The sequence below is a fragment of the Ramlibacter pallidus genome, assembly GCF_015070875.1.
In the GTDB taxonomy this organism is placed as follows: domain Bacteria; phylum Pseudomonadota; class Gammaproteobacteria; order Burkholderiales; family Burkholderiaceae_C; genus Ramlibacter; species Ramlibacter pallidus.
Window position 1 is genome coordinate 661,008 of sequence record NZ_JADDIV010000001.1, and the last position, 15,730, is coordinate 676,737.

The window sequence follows — 15,730 nt, forward strand, 5'->3', positions numbered from 1 at the left end:
GGCCGGGAAGGCCGCATCGCTTATGTTACCGCCCATGGATGAGTTCGCAAAACCCGCGCCCGGCGTCTACCTGGTCGCCGCCCACCCCAACTGGGGCGAATCGAAAGTCAACCGCCTGCTGCTGGCCGCGGCGGGCCAGCTGCCGTGGGTGCGCGTGCGCGACCTGTACGGCAGCTATCCGGACTACGACATCGACGTCGCCGCGGAGCAGGAGGCCGTCGCCGCAGCCCGCCTCGTCGTGCTGCTGCACCCGATCCAGTGGTATTCCATGCCCGCCCTCCTGAAGCTGTGGCTCGACGAGGTGCTGCGCTACGGGTGGGCGTACGGCCCCGGCGGCACGGCCCTGCAGGGAAAGGACCTCTGGCTGGTGGCCACCACGGGCGGCAGCGAGCATTCGTACCACCCGCAGGGCTACAACCGCTACTTCTTCGACGCCTTCCTGCCGCCCTACGAGCAGACGGCCGCCCTGTGCGGCATGCGCTTCCTGCCGCCGATGGTGCTGCACGGCGCGCACACCGCGCCGCCGGGCGCGATCGAAGCGCATGTGTCCACCTTCGGCCAGCGGCTGGGGACCTATCCCGACTGGCCGGAACTGGAAGACCTGCCCGCCTGCCCCGCCTGCGACGTGCCGCAGTCCGACCGCCCCGCGGTGCACGACCAGGCGAGCCGCTGATGGAACACCACGCGCCCGCCTGGCTGTCCTACAGCTTCATCTACCTGGCCGCGGCGGTGATCGCCGTGCCGCTGTCGCGCGCGCTCGGACTGGGCGCCATCCTCGGCTACCTGGCCGCGGGCATCGCCATCGGCCCCTGGGGCCTGAAGCTGGTGCCCAACGTGCAGGACGTGCTGCACTTCGCCGAGTTCGGCGTGGTACTGATGCTGTTCCTCGTGGGCCTCGAGCTGGAGCCGCGGCGGCTGTGGAACCTGCGGCGGCCGATCTTCGGCTGGGGCAGCGTGCAGCTGTTCGGGTCCGCGGCGGTGATGACCGCGATCGCGGTCTCGTTCGGCATCGACTGGCGCATCGCGCTGGTCGGCTCGCTGGCGCTGGCCGACTCCTCCACCGCCACCGGCCTGCGCGCGATGGCCGACCGCAACCTCATGCCCACGACGTCCGGGCGCAGCGCGCTGAGCGTGCTGCTGCTGCAGGACGTGGCCGCGATCCCGGTGCTCGCGCTGCTGCCGCTGCTGGCGGTGAGCGAGGTGCATGCGCAGGGCAGCGGCTGGTGGGGTGCGGCCCGCATCGTGGGCGTCATCCTGGCGATCGTTCTCGGCGGGCGGCTGCTGCTGCGGCCGGCGCTGCGCTGGATCGCGCGCAGCGAATCGCCCGAGATCTTCACCGCGGCGGCGCTGCTGCTGGTGGTCGCCACCGCTTACGTGATGCATTCGGTCGGCCTGTCCATGGCGCTCGGCGCCTTCCTCGCCGGGGTGCTGCTGGCGGAGAGCGAATACCGGCGCGAGCTCGAGACCGACATCGAGCCCTTCAAGGGCCTGCTGCTCGGCCTGTTCTTCATCGCCATCGGCATGACGATCGACTTCGCGGTGGTGATCGAAAGGCCGCTGCTGATCGCCGGCATCGTGTTCGGCTTCCTCGCGGCCAAGGTGCTGGTGCTGTGGGCGATGGCGCGCTTCATGGACATCCCGCTGGCCGAGCGCCCGATCTTCATCGTGCTGCTGGCGCAGGGCGGCGAGGTCGGCTTCGTCGTGCTGCAGACGGCGACCGGCGCCCGCGTCATCGATGGCGGCACGTCGTCCGTGCTGGTGGCCGCCATCACCCTGTCGATGCTGCTGACGCCGCTGATGCTGCTGGCCGCGGACCGCTGGGCCGCGCGGATGTCCGCCGGTTCGGCGCGCAAGCTCGACGAATTGAGCGAGCCGCAGCACGCGCCCGTCATCATCGCGGGCTTCGGCCGCTACGGCCAGATCGTCGGCCGCCTGCTCGACGCCGAGGGCATCCCGTCCACGGTGCTCGACCACGATGCCGACATGGTGGAGGCGGCGCGCGGCTTCGGCTACAAGGTGCACTACGGCGACGCCTCGCGGCTGGACCTGCTGCGCACCGCCGGCGCGGGCGCGGCCCGGGTGCTGGTGATCGCGGTGGACGACAAGGAACAGTCGCTCAAGATCGTCGACCTCGCCAGGGAACACTTCCCGCACCTCACGCTGGTGGCCCGCGCACGCGACGTGCCGCACTGGAACGCGCTGCGCGACCGCGGCGTGATGAACGTCGAACGGGAGCTCTTCGAATCCAGCCTGCGCAGCGGGCGCACCGTGCTCGAAGTGCTGGGCCAGCAGCCGCACGAGGCGCGCCGCCAGGCGATGCGCTTCCGCCGCCACAACCTCGCCCTCTTCGAGAAGATGCACCCGCTGTACAAGGACCGGGCACGGATGGTCGCCGTGGTCAAGGAAGGCCGCCAGCAGCTGGAGGAACAGATGGCGCGGGAACGCGCGGAGCGCGAGGAGCGCAGGAAGCGCGGGGAGGACCGCGCCGCCGGCTGGGAGCCCGCGCGCGGGGATTGAGCGCGGTATAAAGCGGCCTCGACACGGGCGAAACGCCGGAGGCACATGGCAGCGAAGATCCTGATGGCGGCCAGCGGCGGCATCGTGCTGCTGTTCGGCGTGATCCACCTCGCGTACACCTTCTGGGGCTCCGCCCTGCTGCCGCGCGATCCGGCGGTGATGGCGGCGATGAACGAGGTGCACATGGGCATCACGAAGGAGACGACGGTGGGCCGCGCCTGGATCGGCTTCAACGCCAGCCACAGCATCGCGCTCATCCTCTTCGGCCTGGTCTACGCCTTCCTCGCGCTCGCACACGGGAAGCTTCTCTTCGACTCCAACTTCCTGCTCACGGTGGGCTTCGCCGTGCTGGCCGCCGTGGTCGTGCTGGCGAAGCTCTACTGGTTCAGCGTCCCGCTGGCGGGCGGCACGCTGGCCCTGGCCTGCTATGTCGCCGCCGTCGTCGCAGCACGTCTCTGAGGACCCGCCCATGCAGATCGCCGCCAAGGTCGTCAATGCCCCGGGAACCCACTCCGCCGTCGTGCGTACCGGCGACAAGGCGCAGGAGCTTCCCGTCGCCGCCCGTCCGTCGGGCGGCTCCTCGGTCAACGGAGGCGAGTTCCTGATGCTCGCGCTCGCCACCTGCTACTGCAACGACCTGTACCGGGAGGCCGTGCGGCTGGGCATCGAGCTGCGGCAGGTGGAAGTGGAAGCGACGGCCACCTTCGCCGGCGTCGGCCTGGCCGCCTCCGACGTGCGCTACCGCGCGCGGGTCGACTCGCCCGCGCCGGCCGCGGCGATCGAGCGGCTCCTGCGGGAGACGGATGCCGTGGCCGAGGTGCACAACACCCTGCGTGCCGTCGTGCCGGTCCGCCTGGAGACGCCATGACCGGGCGATCCGCCCCGTGCGGGAGGGATGTCGATTCCGGGGTTGCAGCTTCGTCGTGAGGATGTGACACCCCTCGTACCGATCGAAAGGAGCCTCCCATGGCCACTGGCACCGTCCGCCTCCACCGCGTCCTGCGCGCCCCGCCGGAGCGCATCTACCGCGCCTTCCTCGAAGCCGACGCCGTCGCGCGCTGGCTGCCGCCCTTCGGCTTCACGTGCACCGTGCACCACCTGGACGCACGGGTCGGCGGCACGCACAAGATGTCGTTCCGCAACTTCTCGTCCGGCCACTCGCACTCCTTCGGCGGCGAGTACCTGGAACTGGTGCCCGGGCAGAAGATCCGCTACTCGGACCGGTTCGACGACGCGAACCTGCCCGGCAACATGACCACGACGGTCACGCTGAAGGCCGTGTCCTGCGGCACGGAGCTGTCGGTGGTGCAGGAAGGCATCCCGGACGTCATCCCCACCGAGATGTGCTACCTGGGCTGGCAGGAATCGCTGGTGATGCTGGCCAGGCTGGTCGAGCCGGACATCCCGGGCTGACGGTGTGGCCCCGGTCATCCGGCGTCTTGGCAGGGGACGGCGGCGCATCCACAATGCCGCCATCTTTCCACGGAGCCCCGTGCCTTGAAGACCCTGATGTTCTACGAACTGGCCGCCGATGGTCTGGCGAAGGTGCCCGAGCACTATCCCGCGCACGTGGCGCGCCTGCAGGAGTTCCACCGGCGCGGTGTCCTGCTGATGGCGGGCCCCTACGGCAACCCGCCGGTGGGCGCCCTGTCGGTGTTCACCACGCGCGAGGCCGCGGAGGAGTTCGCGCAGGGCGACCCTTTCGTGGTGCACCGGATCGTCGCCCACCGCACGGTCCAGGACTGGAACGAAGGGCTGGCGGGTTGAGCCTGGCCGGCCTGCCGAACCTGGGGCCGAAATCGCGCGACATGCTCGAGCGCGCGGGCATCGTGTCGGTGCCGCAGCTGCGCCGCCTCGGTGCCGTCGCCGCCTACGCGCAGGTGCAGCGTTCCGGCCAGCCGGCCAGCCTCAACCTGTTGTGGGCCCTGGAAGGTGCGCTGACCGGCACACCCTGGCAGCAGGTGGCGCGCGAGCACCGCACCAGCCTGCTGCTGGCGCTGGACGGGCACCAGTCCCGGGACCGCGCGTGAACCGCCGCGTCATGGCTCTGGCCCTGCTGCTGGCCTCCACGCCGGGCTTCCCGGCCGGCGCACAGGCCCCGGCGGCGCACGCCTGGGCGAGCAGCGTGCTGCACATCCTGCGCGCGAACATCCGGCATGCCGAGCCCCGGCCGCAAGGCGCCGAGGCGGAACTCGCCCTGCAGGTGGACGCCACGGGCAAGGTGACCCGGCACTTCCTGCACACCCGCAGCCATTCGGCGAGCTGGGACCAGGCCGTGCTCGATGCGGCGGCCCGGACCCGCCGGCTGCCGCCACCGCCCGCCGACGCGCAGAAACCGTTCCGCCTGTTGCTGGTGGTGCGCGCCGACTGAAGCACACCGTCGAAGCCTCCCCGGGCAGCGGGTGCCGCTTCTTCCCGCCTTCACCGTGCTTCCCTCCCGGCTTCACATCCCTGCGGCATGCTGGCGCCCGTCCCTCGGAAAACCATCCGCATGCCGCATCTCACTCCGCGATCCGCTTACCGGCTGGGCCTGTGCGTCGCCATCGTCACCGCGCTGGCGCTCGCCTGGCTGAGCCTGGGTGTCGGCCTCATCGGCCGGGACGGCGACCCGGCCAACATCATGTATCTCGGCGTGATCGCGATCGGCGTGGTCGCCGCCATCGCGCTCGTCGCCCGGCTCGGGCTGCCGTACAGCCCGCCGGCCGAGATCGTGCTGCTCAATGCCTTCTTCGTCGCCATGTTCTGCGCGGCCGCGTGGCTGTTCCGGCGCGCGGCGACGTGACGCGGTTCACCCGAGGAAACCGTCCCACACCAGCTTCACGCCCGTGAGCAGCATGCCGATGTGGATCAGGCGGTAGAACAGCTGCGGCCGCATCCGGCGCGCCATGCGCACGCCCACCAGCACGCCGACCGGGGCCAGCGGCAGCAACGCCAGCGAGGTCGACATGTTGCGCAGATCCAGCAGGCCGAGCCAGGCGTATGGGATCCACTTGCTCAGGTTGATGACGAAGAAGAAAACGCTCATCGTCGCCGCGAAGGTGACGGGCGCCAGCCGCAGCGGCAGCACGTAGGCGTTGATCGGCGGCCCGCCCGCGTGCGCCACGAAGCTGGTGAAGCCGGAGGTCGCGGTGAGGATGCCCCCCAGCCAGCGTGGCGGGGGTGGGCTGTCGGCCCGCGGTGGGAACAGCACGCGTTGCGCCAGGAACAGCAGCGTGAAGACGCCCACCAGCCCCGCGACCCAGCGCGGGTCCAGCAGCTTGAACGACAGCGTGCCGATGACGGTGCCGACGAGGCCGGCGGGAACGAGGAAGCGCAGCAGCTTGCCGTCGAAGTCCTTGCGGTAGGCGGCGATGCCGATCAGGTCCATGACCAGCAGGATCGGCATCAGGATGGCCGCGGCCTGGGGCACCGTGACGCTCAGCGCCATGATCGGCACGGCGAGCGAGCCGAAGCCGGAGCCGAAGCCGCTCTTGCTCAGGCCGAGCAGCAGGACGGCGGGGACGGAGACGGCGTAGAACCGCCAGTCGGTGATGAGGGGGAGGTCCAAGCCCCCGATTGTCACCCGACGCGCTGCTTCAGCGCCTGCAGCGACACCAGCAGGTCGCCGATGAACCTGGCCGTGGTTTCGTCGGTGAGCTCGCCCTGCGCGTTGAATTTCGCCTGTGCATTGCCGATGAACACCTCCGGCTTGTTGACCGTGAAGGTGTTCATGTAGACCAGGATCTTGCGCAGGTCGTACTGGCCCCGCGCGGTGCCCAGCGGCCCGCCGCTCGCGCCCATGATGGCGACGACCTTGCCGTCGAAAGGCGGCTCGGGCGGGCGCGACATCCAGTCCAGCGTGTTCTTCAGGACGCCGGGCACGGAGAAGTTGTACTCGGGCGAGACGAGCAGCAGCGCATCGGCGGCGCGCACCTGCGCCTTGAGCTCCACCACCGCGGCGGGCTCGCCCCCGGTGCGGACGTCGTCGTTGTACAGCGGGATCCTGGAGATGTCCGCGATGGTGACGGTCATGCCCGCGGGCGCGAGCTTCTGCGCGGCGCGCAGCGCCATCGTGTTGAAGGAAGCCTGGCGCAGGCTGCCGGAGATGCCGAGGACGTTCATGGTTTCTCTGCTGTGGAGGGAAAGCTTGGTTCGGACATCAGCGTTCCAGCGCGCCGCCGGCGAGCCACTGCGCGCCGCGGCGGTACAGGTCCTGCACCTGCGGACCCTTGAGCATGGGCATGTCCATCTTGACCTGGTAGCCGATGCGCGTCTGGATGTACGCGAGGTGGCGGTAGCCTTCGGGCATCTTTGCCAGGAGGTCCGTATCCAGCTTGAGTTGCGCGGTCGGGTCCACGGGGTCGATGCGGTCCTTCTCGTAGATCGGCTGGCGGTGCAGCACCTTCCAGGCGCCCTCGTGCCTGGTGACGAAGTCGTGGAAGCGGCCGGTGCACACCACGTCGCACAGCACCGGGCCTTCGGCGCCTTCCACCATGCCGCGCTGCGAGATCGTCATCTTGGTCTGCGCGATGGCGCGGTCGCCCTGCACCTCGATCGCGGAACCGCCCAGGAAGTGCAGGATGCTCACGCCCTTGTCCCAGCCTTCCCGCGTGACGCGGATGAAGTCGCGGAACGGCCCCTGGAACCAGGTGGCCATCATCACGCCGTCGGGATGCCACACGGTGGCGAAGCGCTCCCAGTCGCCGGCATCGCGCCACACCGCCCAGCGCTCGACCAGCTCGCGGATCAGGAGCTTGTCGGTCATCGCGTCGTCCATGGGGTCTCCTTCAGTGGGCCTCGAGGCCCAGGTACGCCCGCTGGATCTCCGGCCGGTCCATCAGCTCGCCGGCCAGACCCTCGGCCACGATGCGGCCTTCCTCGAGCACGTAGGCGCGCCGCGCGATCTGCATCGCCATCGCGACGTTCTGCTCCACCAGCAGGACGGAGGTGCCGCCCTCGTTGATGCCGCGGATGGCGGTGAACATGTGCTGCACCACCAGCGGCGCCAGGCCCAGCGAGGGCTCGTCCAGCAGCAGCAGCTGCGGGCGGCTCATCATCGCACGGCCGATCGCCACCATCTGCTGCTGGCCGCCGGACAACGAACCGGCGGGGTCGTGCAGCTTCTGCTGCAACGCCGGGAACAAGGTCAGGACATGCTCCAGCGTCTGCGACCGATGCGCCTTCGCCGCCGGCAGGTAGCTGCCGATCTCCAGGTTCTCCAGCACGGTCATGCCGGTGAAGAGGCGCCGGCCCTCGGGCACGATGGCGATGCCGGCGCCGCAGAAGCGGTGCGGGGCGAGCTGCGTGATCTCCTGGCCGTTGAACGCGAGGCGTCCGCCGCGCGCCCGGTGCAGCCCGGCGATGACGTTGATCAGCGTGCTCTTGCCGGCGCCGTTGGGCCCGACCACGCACACCAGTTCGCCCGGCTCCACCTTCAGCGACACGTCCCAGATCGCGGGGGCGGCGCCGTAGTTCACCTGCAGGTCGCTGACTTCAAGCATAGGCCGGCTTCCCCAGGTAGGCGTTCACCACTTCGGCGTCCTGCATCACATCGGTGGCGGCGCCCTGCGCGATCAGCTTGCCGTGGTTCAGCACCACGATGCGGTCGGTCAGCGCCATCACCGCGCGCATCACGTGCTCCACGAACACGATGGTCGACCCCTGGTCCCGGATGCGGCGGATCAGCTCGATGGCCTCGTTGATCTCGCTGGGCGTCAGGCCGGACAGCACTTCGTCCAGCAGCACCAGGCGCGGCCGCGCGGCGAGCGCGCGGGCCAGCTCCAGGAACTTGCGCTGGTGCAGGTTGATGTCGTCGGGCAGCGCATGGGCGCGGTCTTGCAGGCCGGTGAACTCCAGCCACTTCCAGGCCTCGCGCGTGGCCTCCTCGCGCCCCAGCGAGGCGCCGCCGAACATCGCCACCATCGACACGTTCTGCAGCACCGTCATGTGCTTGAAGGGCCGGGGGATCTGGTAGGTGCGGGCGATGCCGGCACGCGCGATGCGGTGGGCCGGCAGGCCGGTGAGCGCCTGCCCGTCGAACAGCACTTCGCCGCCGGAGAGCGGATAGTGGCCGCTGACCACGTTGATGAAGGTGGACTTGCCCGAGCCGTTGGGCCCCAGCAGGCCGAGGATCTCGCCCTGGCGCACCTGCAGCGTGACCTGGTCCAGCGCCTGCACGCCCTTGAACGCCTTCGACAGGCCGCGGACTTCGAGCAGCGGCTTGCCGGCCACGACGGCGGGCGCCTGGCGTCCGGGCGCCTGGGCCGGCGGCGGCTCCGCGGCCGGTGCGGCATGCGCCGCCTGCCGCGCGCCCTCCGCGGCCACCGGCCTCTTCTTCCACCGCTTCAGGATCGCCCCCAGGATGCCGTCGGGCATGAAAAGGATCACCACCACGAGAATCGCGCCCACCGCCGCCTTGCCCGCGACCGCGTGGTCGCCGGCGGTGAAGGTGTAGAGCAGCCCGGTGATCGCCGCGGCGCCGACGATCGGCCCCGCCCAGTGGCGCGTGCCGCCCAGCACGCTCATGAGCACCACGGTCAGCGGCACCGTGATGTTGAAGGTCTCGCCCGCCGTCACGTACTGCACGAACAGCGCGTGGATGCCGCCGGCCAGCCCGGCCAGCGCGCACGAGATCGCGAACGCCACGAGCTTGTAGCGGAAGGTCGGCACGCCCATCACCTCGGCGACGTCCTCGTCGTCGTGGATGGCGAAGAGGCCGATGCCCAGCTTGGACGCGTACACGCGATAGGCGATCAGCGCGGTCGCCACCGCCGCCATCAGGATCATCAGGTACAGCGACGACGCGGGCGACGGTCCGAGCTTCGGCGTCTCCACCGCGTTCAGGTAGACCCCCGGCCCGCCGTCGACCGGCGAGTTCAGGATCACCGTCGCCACGACGAAGGTGACGGCCAGCGTGAGCAGCGCGAACAGTTCGCCGCGCACCGACTTCACGCGGAACACGACGAAGCCGAGCCCCACGCCCAGCAGCGCCGGCAGCAGCGCGGCGAAGGGCAGCGTGGCGAGGAACGGCCAGTCCAGCTTGCCGGCCAGCGCCGCCGTCGTGTACATGCCGATGCCGAAGAAGGCGCCGTGGCCGAACGAGAAGTAGCCCGAATAGCCGGACAGGATGTTCCACGACAGCGCGAGCACCGCCCAGTGGCACACCAGGTAGAGGATGGATTCGTAGAACTGCGGCAGGCCCAGCCAGGGCAGCGCCGCCAGCACCACGCCCACGCCGAGGATCGCCGCGATGGTCCTGTTCATGCGCCGGCCCTCGCGGGTCGGAAGAGGAGCATCACGATCAGCAGCGAGAAGGACACGATCGGCGCCCACGAGGGCGAAGCGACGGCCATGGTGATGGCCTCGCTGACGCCGATGATCACGCCGGCCACCAGCGGCCCGAGGGCGCTGCCCAGGCCCCCCAGCATCACCGCCGCGAACACCACGCCGACCCAGGCGAAGATCTGCGAAGGCGCCAGGGTGAACATCAGCGCGAGGCAGACGCCGGCCACGCCCGCCAGCGCCGCGCACGCGCCGGCCAGGTACAGCGACAGCGAGCGCGCGTTCACGCCGAAGGCGGCTGCGATCGGGCCGTCCTCCGCCATGGCCCGCAGCGCCTTGCCCAGGTCCGTGTAGCGCATCGCGGCCCAGACGCCGAATGCGATGGCCAGCGACAGCACCAGCGTCACCAGCTCCGGCACCGGGACGTACAGCGTGCCGATGGTGAACTTCATCTGGTTGTAGCCGGACTCCAGCCGGCGGTAGTCCGCCGTCCAGATGCCCTGGATGCCGCTTTCGATCACCACGGTGATGCCGAAGGTGACCAGCAGCGAACTGAAGGGCGAGATCGCGAAACGCGAAAGCACCCACTGCATTCCGACGCCGACCAGGAAGAACAGCGGCGGCACGATCAGGAGCGCGAACAGCGGGTCCATGTGCCACACGGTGGCCATCTGGTAGCTCAGGTAGCCGCCCAGGAAGACCAGCCCGAAGTGCGACAGGTTGATCTGGCGCAGCAATCCCCACGTGAGGCCGAGCCCCAGGCCGATCAGCCCGTAGAGGCTGCCGATGAAGATGCCCGAGAGGATGGACTGCGCCAGCAGGTTGAAGCTGGGAAGCGTCATTGCGCCCCTTCGCCGGTCAGCGCATCTGGAAGCGCGCGCCCGGGGCCGCGGCGGCCTCCGGCCACACCACCTTCCACGCGCCGCCCTGCACCTGCTTGATCTTCATCAGGTCGTCGCCGTAGTTGCCGGGGCCGTCGAAGCGCAGCCGCCCCTGGATGGTGTCCACGCGGCTCTTCTTCAGCCACTCGGCGATCTTCTTGTCGTCGAGGCTGTTCGCGCCGCGCACGCCGGCTTCGAGGATCTGCCAGGCGGAGAACGAGGCCGCGGCCTGCACTTCCACCGTGGTGTCCGGGAGGCCTGCCGCCTTGGCGCGCTCGTTGAAAATGGCGACGAACTCGGCGGCCGTGCCCTGGTTGGTGAAGGGCGGGTGCTCCTCGAAGATCGTCAGCGCCAGCGCCTTGTCGCCGTCGGGCGACTTGGTCATGGGGCCGGGCGCCGGGTACAGGTGGAAGTGGATCGGCGGCACGTAGTCGATCTTCTTCATCGCATCCAGCAGCATGTTGCCTTCCAGCGCGATGTCGCCGATCCACACCATGTCCGGCTTCGCATCCTTCACCCGCGCGGCGATCGGGCCGAAGTCGCGGTTGCCGAAGTCCCACTCGAGGAACAGCACCTCCTGCAGGCCGCGCTTCTTGGCGACCTCGCGGCCGCCCAGCGACATGAAGTGGATCGACGGGAACTTGCTGGTGACGATCGCGATGGTCTTGGGCGGCTTGCGCGAGGCGGCAAGCATGTCGAACAGCGTGTTCGACACGGTGGTCTGCGGCGTCGGGCCCAGAGACCAGGCCGGGAACTGCATGTCGTACTTGGCCAGCGACGGGATGCCGAAGGTGTGGTGCACCAGCACCTTGTTGTAGCGCTGCGCCACGCCCATGGCCGACAGGATGGCGCCGGTGGCGTACGGGCCCATCAGCAGGTCGACCTTGTCGCTGGTGACCAGCTGCTCGTACAGCGTGCGCGCCAGGTCCGGCTTGGACTGGTCGTCCTTCACGATCCACTGCACCTGGCGGCCCAGCAGGCCACCGCGCTTGTTCAGGTGCTCCACGTAGATCTCGCCCACCAGCTTGTGGGTGAGTGCCGTGGCCGACAGCGGGCCGGTCAGGGCCAGCGTGCTGCCGATGCGGATCGGCTGGCCGGCGGCGGGCTGCGCCAGCACGGGCAGCGCGAGGGCGGCCCCGGCGGCGCCGGAAGCCTGGAGGATGCGGCGGCGGTTGAAAGTCATGGCTTGTCTCCTGGTCGTTGGTCTGCGGTCGAACTCAATCCACTTGCGCGCCCGAGCGCCTGACCAGCTCGGACCATTTCGCGATCTCGCTGCGGCCGAAGGCCGTGAGCTCCTCGCCGCGCAGCACGGGCACTTCCAGGCCCTGCGCGGCCAGCTTGGCCTTGACCTCGGGGTGGGCGACCGCCTGCGCGACGGCATCGCGCAGCTTCGCGAGCACCGGGGCCGGCGTGGCCGCGGGCGCGTACAACATGAACCAGGCGACGAGGTCGAAGTCGCCGCCGCCCTGTTCGGCGATCGTGGGCACCTCGGGCGCGGCGGCGCTGCGCTTCGCGCTCGACACGCCCAGCGCGCGCAGCTTGCCGGCCTTGACCTGCGGCATCACCGCGGCCGGGTGGTAGAACATGAAATGCGCCTGGCCGGACATCACGTCGGACATCGCCAGGCCGCCTTCCTTGTAGGGCACGTGCACCATCTCGCCGCCCAGGCGCGCCTTCAGCAGTTCGCCGGCGAGATGGCCGGACGTGCCGTTGCCCGCCGATGCGAAGCTCACGCCGGGTGCCTTCGCGGCGGCCGCCTTCAGGTCGGCCAGCGACTTGAAGGGCGAGTTCGCGCCGACCACCAGCAGCGTGGGCGTGTAGCCGGCGAAGCCGATGGGGGCGAAGTCCTTCTGCGCGTCGTAGGGCATGCGGCGGTACAGGCCGGGGTTGATCGCATGCGTGCCGACGGTCCCCATGACGAGCGTGTAGCCGTCGGGTGCCGCCTTCGCCACCAGGTCGGTGCCGATGTTGCCGCCGGCGCCCGACTTGTTCTCCACCACGATCGCCTGGCCCAGCGGCCGGGCCAGCGCCTCCGCATAGACGCGCGCGATGATGTCGGTGGTGGTGCCGGGACCGAAGGGCACCACCAGCCGGATCGGGCGGTTGGGGTAGTCCTGCGCGGCCGCGGCGAACGGTGCGGCGACGGCAAGGGCGGCCAGCGAGGCCAGGAGGTTGCGGCGGGTGCTCACTGGCTCGTCTCCTTCTTCGCGGCACCGGCGCGCGGCTTCCAGCCGTGCGCCAGTTCGTCGTTGTGTTCGCCCAGCACGGGCGGGGCGGTCACTTCCAGCGGTCGCTGGCCGTCGTACGAGACCGGCGAGCGCACGGTGCGGAAGGTGCCGACGACGGGATGCTCGGTTTCCACGAACAGCTGCAGGTGCTGCGCCTGCGGATCGTCCGGCACCTCCGCCGTGGTGTACATGGGGGAATACGGCACGTCCTGCGCCTCGAGCCGGCGGCACCACTCCGCCCGGTCGTGCGCGCGGAAGATCGGCTGGAGCACCTGGATCAGGTCTTCCTGGTGGTCGATGCGGCCCTGGCGGCTGGCGAAGCGCGGGTCCTGGAACAGGTCCGGCTTCTCCATGGCGTCGGCGAGCCCCTGCCAGAACTTCTCGGGCGAGGACATGTGCAGCGCGATCCACTTGCCGTCCCTGCACTCCAGCACGTACGACTGGGACACGCTGGGCCGGCTGAACGGGCCCATCACCTCGTTGGCCGAGAACAGGTGCTGGAAGGCGTCGAGGTTGAAGTGCGTCATGGCCTCGAACATCGACAGGTCCACCTTGCGGGCGGTGCCGCGCTTCTCGCGGTCGTACAGCGCGCCCAGGATGCCGTAGGCCGCGTAGAAGCCGGTCACCAGGTCGGCGATCGCCGGGCCGACCACGCGGGGGTTGGCGGGGTTGACCAGCAGGCGCAGGTAACCGCTGGCCGCCTGCGCGACGCTGTCGTAGGTCGGGCGGTGCGCGGCGGGGCCGGTCGCACCGAAGCCGCTGATGGCGCAGTAGATCAGCTTGTCGTTCAGGCCGGAGAGCCGCTCGAAGCCGGTGCCGATCTGCTCGGCGAAGCCGGGACGGAAGTTCTGGATGTAGACGTCCGCCTCCTTCACCAGGACATCGAACTTCTCCAGGTCGGCGGGCTGCTTGGTGTTGAGCGTGATGCTGCGCTTGTTGCGGTTGACGGTCTGGTAGTGCGGCGAGTAGAGCCCGCCCTTGAAGGCGCGGAAGGGGTCGCCCGTGCCGGGCAGTTCCACCTTGACGACGTCGGCGCCCAGGTCGGCCAGCAGCATGGAGGCCGCAGGCCCGGTGATGAAGGTGCCGTGCTCCAGCACGCGCACGCCGTCCAGGACCTTGATCACCGGCCACCCTCCGCCGGCTGGCCGCCGGTGTACTCGTACTCGCGCGTCGCCTGGTACGACAGCGCGAAGCCGATGGGGTCGGTGAGTTCCTCGTTCAGGTGCGCGATCAGGCTCGCCGTGCGCGCCAGCATCGGCACGCCGCGCAGCGCGGCGACCGGGTAGCCGACGCCGAGCAGCACCGCGGGGATCGCCCCGGAGACGTTCAGCTTGAGGTCCTTGCCGACCACTTCGGGAATGACCTCCTCGACCACCTTCGCGATCTCGACGAAGCGCTGGCCGCCGCCGGCCTGCTGCGAGACCTGGAACAGCGCGTCCACGCGCGGATCCCGCCGCTTGTGTTCCGGGTGGCCGTAGCCGGCGATCGCCTGCTTGCGTTCGCGCCTGCCCGCCACGATGGCCTTGGCCGCGGCGCGCAGGTCGCCGTTGCGCCGGCCGGCTTCCTCGTCGATCTCCACGTACAGCCGCCCCGCCGTCTCGGACGCGCCCAGGATCACCGAGCCGGACCCGAGCAGTCCCGCCGCGACCGCGCCCTGCATCGCATCCGGCGCGGCCGCCAGCGTCATGCGCGCGGCCTGGACGCTGGGCACCAGGCCATGCTCGGCGATCGCCACCAGCGTCGCGTTGAGCACCTGGCTCGCCGCCGCATCGGGCTTGCGCCCGGTGAGCAGCAGGAAGAAGTAGTCGCCGAAGTTCACCTGCCCGATCAGGTCGCGCGCGAGGTCGTTGCCGCGCACGACGATGGTGTCCTCGTCCGAGGTGCAGATGCCCGAGCGCGGCACCGTGGCCTTGCCGATTTTCAAGTGGGTCTCCCTGGGGAATTGCGGTGGCGCTCAGCGCGCCGAGGGCACCAGGCGGAAGTCGTACTTCGCGGTGTAGAAGGGCTTGTCCATGGTCCGGCCGTCCGGTGCCTGGCCCGGCGGGTGCTTCGGGAAGTCGACGACCAGGCTGTTGCGCACGCCGAAGACGGCGTCCGAGTCGAGGTAGGGGCTGTCCTTGACGAAGATGTGCGTCACCAGCCGCTCGTGCCCGGGCGCCTGCAGCATCATGTGCATGTGGCCGGGCCGGTTCAGGTGCCTTCCCATCTTCGCCAGCATGGTGCCGACGGGGCCGTCGCCCGGCACGGGATAGAACGTCGGCTTGATCGACCAGAAGCGGTAGTTGCCGTCCCGGTCGGTGCGGAACTGGGCGCGCAGGCTCATGCTGTCGCCCTTCTGCATGTCGTAGAAGCCGTCGTGGTCGCCCGACCAGACGTCCAGTTCGCAGTCCGCGATGGGCTTGCCGGCGGTGTCGGTCACGCGCCCGTGGTACAGCGTCGGTTCGCCGTGGCCTTCGCCGATGTCGTCGCCGAGCTCCCGCTTCGGCGCGCCGGGCCAGAAGAACGGGCCCTGCACCGTGGCCTCGGTCGGCTTGTCCCCCGGCCGGTCCGCCAGCGCCTTCGCGCCGCGCGCCTGGTCGAGCGCCACGACCAGCATCGACAGGCCCAGCGTGTCCGACAGCAGGATGAACTCCTGCCGCTTCTCGTCGCACTTCTGGCCGGTGGCGGTGAGGAACTGGAGGCCGGCCATCCACTCGTCCGGCGTCAGGTCGACCTCGCGGGCGAAGGCGTGCACGTGCTTCACCAGCGCCGTCATCACCTGCTTGAACCGCGCGTCCTTGCAGTCGCCCATGCGTGCGATCACCGCCTCGGCGAAGTCGCTCACTTCCAGTTGCGCCATGCTTG

20 protein-coding genes are annotated in these 15,730 nt (G+C 70.0%); 9 read left to right on the forward strand and 11 right to left on the reverse strand.

Annotation, left to right across the window (positions count from 1 at the left end; genetic code table 11):
- Positions 1-34: 34 nt before the first annotated feature.
- The 9 genes from kefF (at position 35) to IM787_RS03395 (ending at position 5,299) form a co-directional block, all read left to right on the forward strand.
- The gene (gene kefF / locus IM787_RS03355) at positions 35-673 is read left to right on the forward strand and encodes a glutathione-regulated potassium-efflux system oxidoreductase KefF (RefSeq protein ID WP_193675208.1); all 639 of its coding nucleotides are present in this window, start codon (positions 35-37) and stop codon (positions 671-673) included.
- Positions 673-2,517, forward strand: coding sequence for a glutathione-regulated potassium-efflux system protein KefC (gene kefC / locus IM787_RS03360; protein WP_193675209.1), 1,845 nt, complete (start codon positions 673-675; stop codon positions 2,515-2,517). The genes kefF and kefC overlap by 1 nt, the downstream gene beginning before the upstream one ends.
- Before the next feature lie 45 nt (positions 2,518-2,562).
- Positions 2,563-2,976, forward strand: a complete 414-nt coding sequence (locus IM787_RS03365) for an LIC_13387 family protein (RefSeq protein WP_193675210.1) — start codon at positions 2,563-2,565, stop codon at positions 2,974-2,976.
- A 10-nt stretch (positions 2,977-2,986) separates the two neighbouring features.
- Positions 2,987-3,385 (forward strand): OsmC family protein, encoded by a 399-nt coding sequence (locus IM787_RS03370; protein ID WP_193675211.1) that lies wholly within the window; start codon positions 2,987-2,989, stop codon positions 3,383-3,385.
- Between the two features lie 98 nt (positions 3,386-3,483).
- A complete protein-coding gene (locus IM787_RS03375; RefSeq protein WP_193675212.1) occupies positions 3,484-3,930 on the forward strand; it encodes an SRPBCC family protein in 447 nt (148 codons plus the stop codon).
- A gap of 84 nt (positions 3,931-4,014) precedes the next feature.
- Positions 4,015-4,284, forward strand: coding sequence for a YciI family protein (locus tag IM787_RS03380; RefSeq protein ID WP_193675213.1), 270 nt, complete (start codon positions 4,015-4,017; stop codon positions 4,282-4,284).
- Positions 4,281-4,547, forward strand: coding sequence for a TfoX/Sxy family protein (locus IM787_RS03385; protein ID WP_193675214.1), 267 nt, complete (start codon positions 4,281-4,283; stop codon positions 4,545-4,547). The genes IM787_RS03380 and IM787_RS03385 overlap by 4 nt, the downstream gene beginning before the upstream one ends.
- On the forward strand, positions 4,544-4,888 hold the full coding sequence (locus tag IM787_RS03390; protein ID WP_193675215.1) for a TonB family protein: 345 nt from the start codon (positions 4,544-4,546) through the stop codon (positions 4,886-4,888). Before IM787_RS03385 ends, IM787_RS03390 begins: the two co-directional genes overlap by 4 nt.
- Before the next feature lie 120 nt (positions 4,889-5,008).
- The gene (locus tag IM787_RS03395; RefSeq protein ID WP_193675216.1) at positions 5,009-5,299 is read left to right on the forward strand and encodes a hypothetical protein; all 291 of its coding nucleotides are present in this window, start codon (positions 5,009-5,011) and stop codon (positions 5,297-5,299) included.
- Positions 5,300-5,305: 6 nt separating this feature from the next.
- On the opposite strand, the gene IM787_RS03400 is transcribed toward IM787_RS03395, so the two are convergent.
- From IM787_RS03400 to IM787_RS03450, 11 genes are read right to left on the reverse strand one after another with little or no spacing between them, the layout of a single operon-like run.
- Complete coding sequence (locus tag IM787_RS03400; RefSeq protein ID WP_193675217.1) at positions 5,306-6,064, reverse strand: sulfite exporter TauE/SafE family protein; 759 nt, start codon at positions 6,062-6,064, stop codon at positions 5,306-5,308.
- 11 nt (positions 6,065-6,075) lie between these two features.
- Positions 6,076-6,618, reverse strand: a complete 543-nt coding sequence (locus tag IM787_RS03405; protein WP_193675218.1) for an NADPH-dependent FMN reductase — start codon at positions 6,616-6,618, stop codon at positions 6,076-6,078.
- A gap of 37 nt (positions 6,619-6,655) precedes the next feature.
- Positions 6,656-7,273: a nuclear transport factor 2 family protein gene (locus tag IM787_RS03410; RefSeq protein WP_193675219.1), complete on the reverse strand. Its 618-nt coding sequence runs from the start codon at positions 7,271-7,273 to the stop codon at positions 6,656-6,658.
- Positions 7,274-7,283: 10 nt separating this feature from the next.
- On the reverse strand, positions 7,284-7,997 hold the full coding sequence (locus IM787_RS03415) for an ABC transporter ATP-binding protein (protein ID WP_193675220.1): 714 nt from the start codon (positions 7,995-7,997) through the stop codon (positions 7,284-7,286).
- Positions 7,990-9,759 carry a branched-chain amino acid ABC transporter ATP-binding protein/permease gene (locus tag IM787_RS03420; RefSeq protein ID WP_193675221.1) on the reverse strand — a complete coding sequence of 590 codons (1,770 nt, stop codon included), beginning with the start codon at positions 9,757-9,759 and terminating at the stop codon, positions 7,990-7,992. Before IM787_RS03420 ends, IM787_RS03415 begins: the two co-directional genes overlap by 8 nt.
- Positions 9,756-10,619: a branched-chain amino acid ABC transporter permease gene (locus IM787_RS03425; protein ID WP_193675222.1), complete on the reverse strand. Its 864-nt coding sequence runs from the start codon at positions 10,617-10,619 to the stop codon at positions 9,756-9,758. Before IM787_RS03425 ends, IM787_RS03420 begins: the two co-directional genes overlap by 4 nt.
- 16 nt (positions 10,620-10,635) lie before the next feature.
- On the reverse strand, positions 10,636-11,841 hold the full coding sequence (locus tag IM787_RS03430) for an amino acid ABC transporter substrate-binding protein (protein ID WP_193675223.1): 1,206 nt from the start codon (positions 11,839-11,841) through the stop codon (positions 10,636-10,638).
- A 34-nt stretch (positions 11,842-11,875) separates the two neighbouring features.
- Positions 11,876-12,847: a Bug family tripartite tricarboxylate transporter substrate binding protein gene (locus IM787_RS03435; RefSeq protein WP_193675224.1), complete on the reverse strand. Its 972-nt coding sequence runs from the start codon at positions 12,845-12,847 to the stop codon at positions 11,876-11,878.
- Positions 12,844-14,010, reverse strand: coding sequence for a CaiB/BaiF CoA transferase family protein (locus tag IM787_RS03440; protein ID WP_193675225.1), 1,167 nt, complete (start codon positions 14,008-14,010; stop codon positions 12,844-12,846). Before IM787_RS03440 ends, IM787_RS03435 begins: the two co-directional genes overlap by 4 nt.
- Positions 14,007-14,810: a citryl-CoA lyase gene (locus IM787_RS03445; RefSeq protein WP_193675226.1), complete on the reverse strand. Its 804-nt coding sequence runs from the start codon at positions 14,808-14,810 to the stop codon at positions 14,007-14,009. Before IM787_RS03445 ends, IM787_RS03440 begins: the two co-directional genes overlap by 4 nt.
- Before the next feature lie 30 nt (positions 14,811-14,840).
- Entirely contained in the window at positions 14,841-15,725 is an 885-nt protein-coding gene (locus IM787_RS03450; protein ID WP_193675227.1) for a dioxygenase family protein, read from the reverse strand.
- Positions 15,726-15,730: the final 5 nt, after the last annotated feature.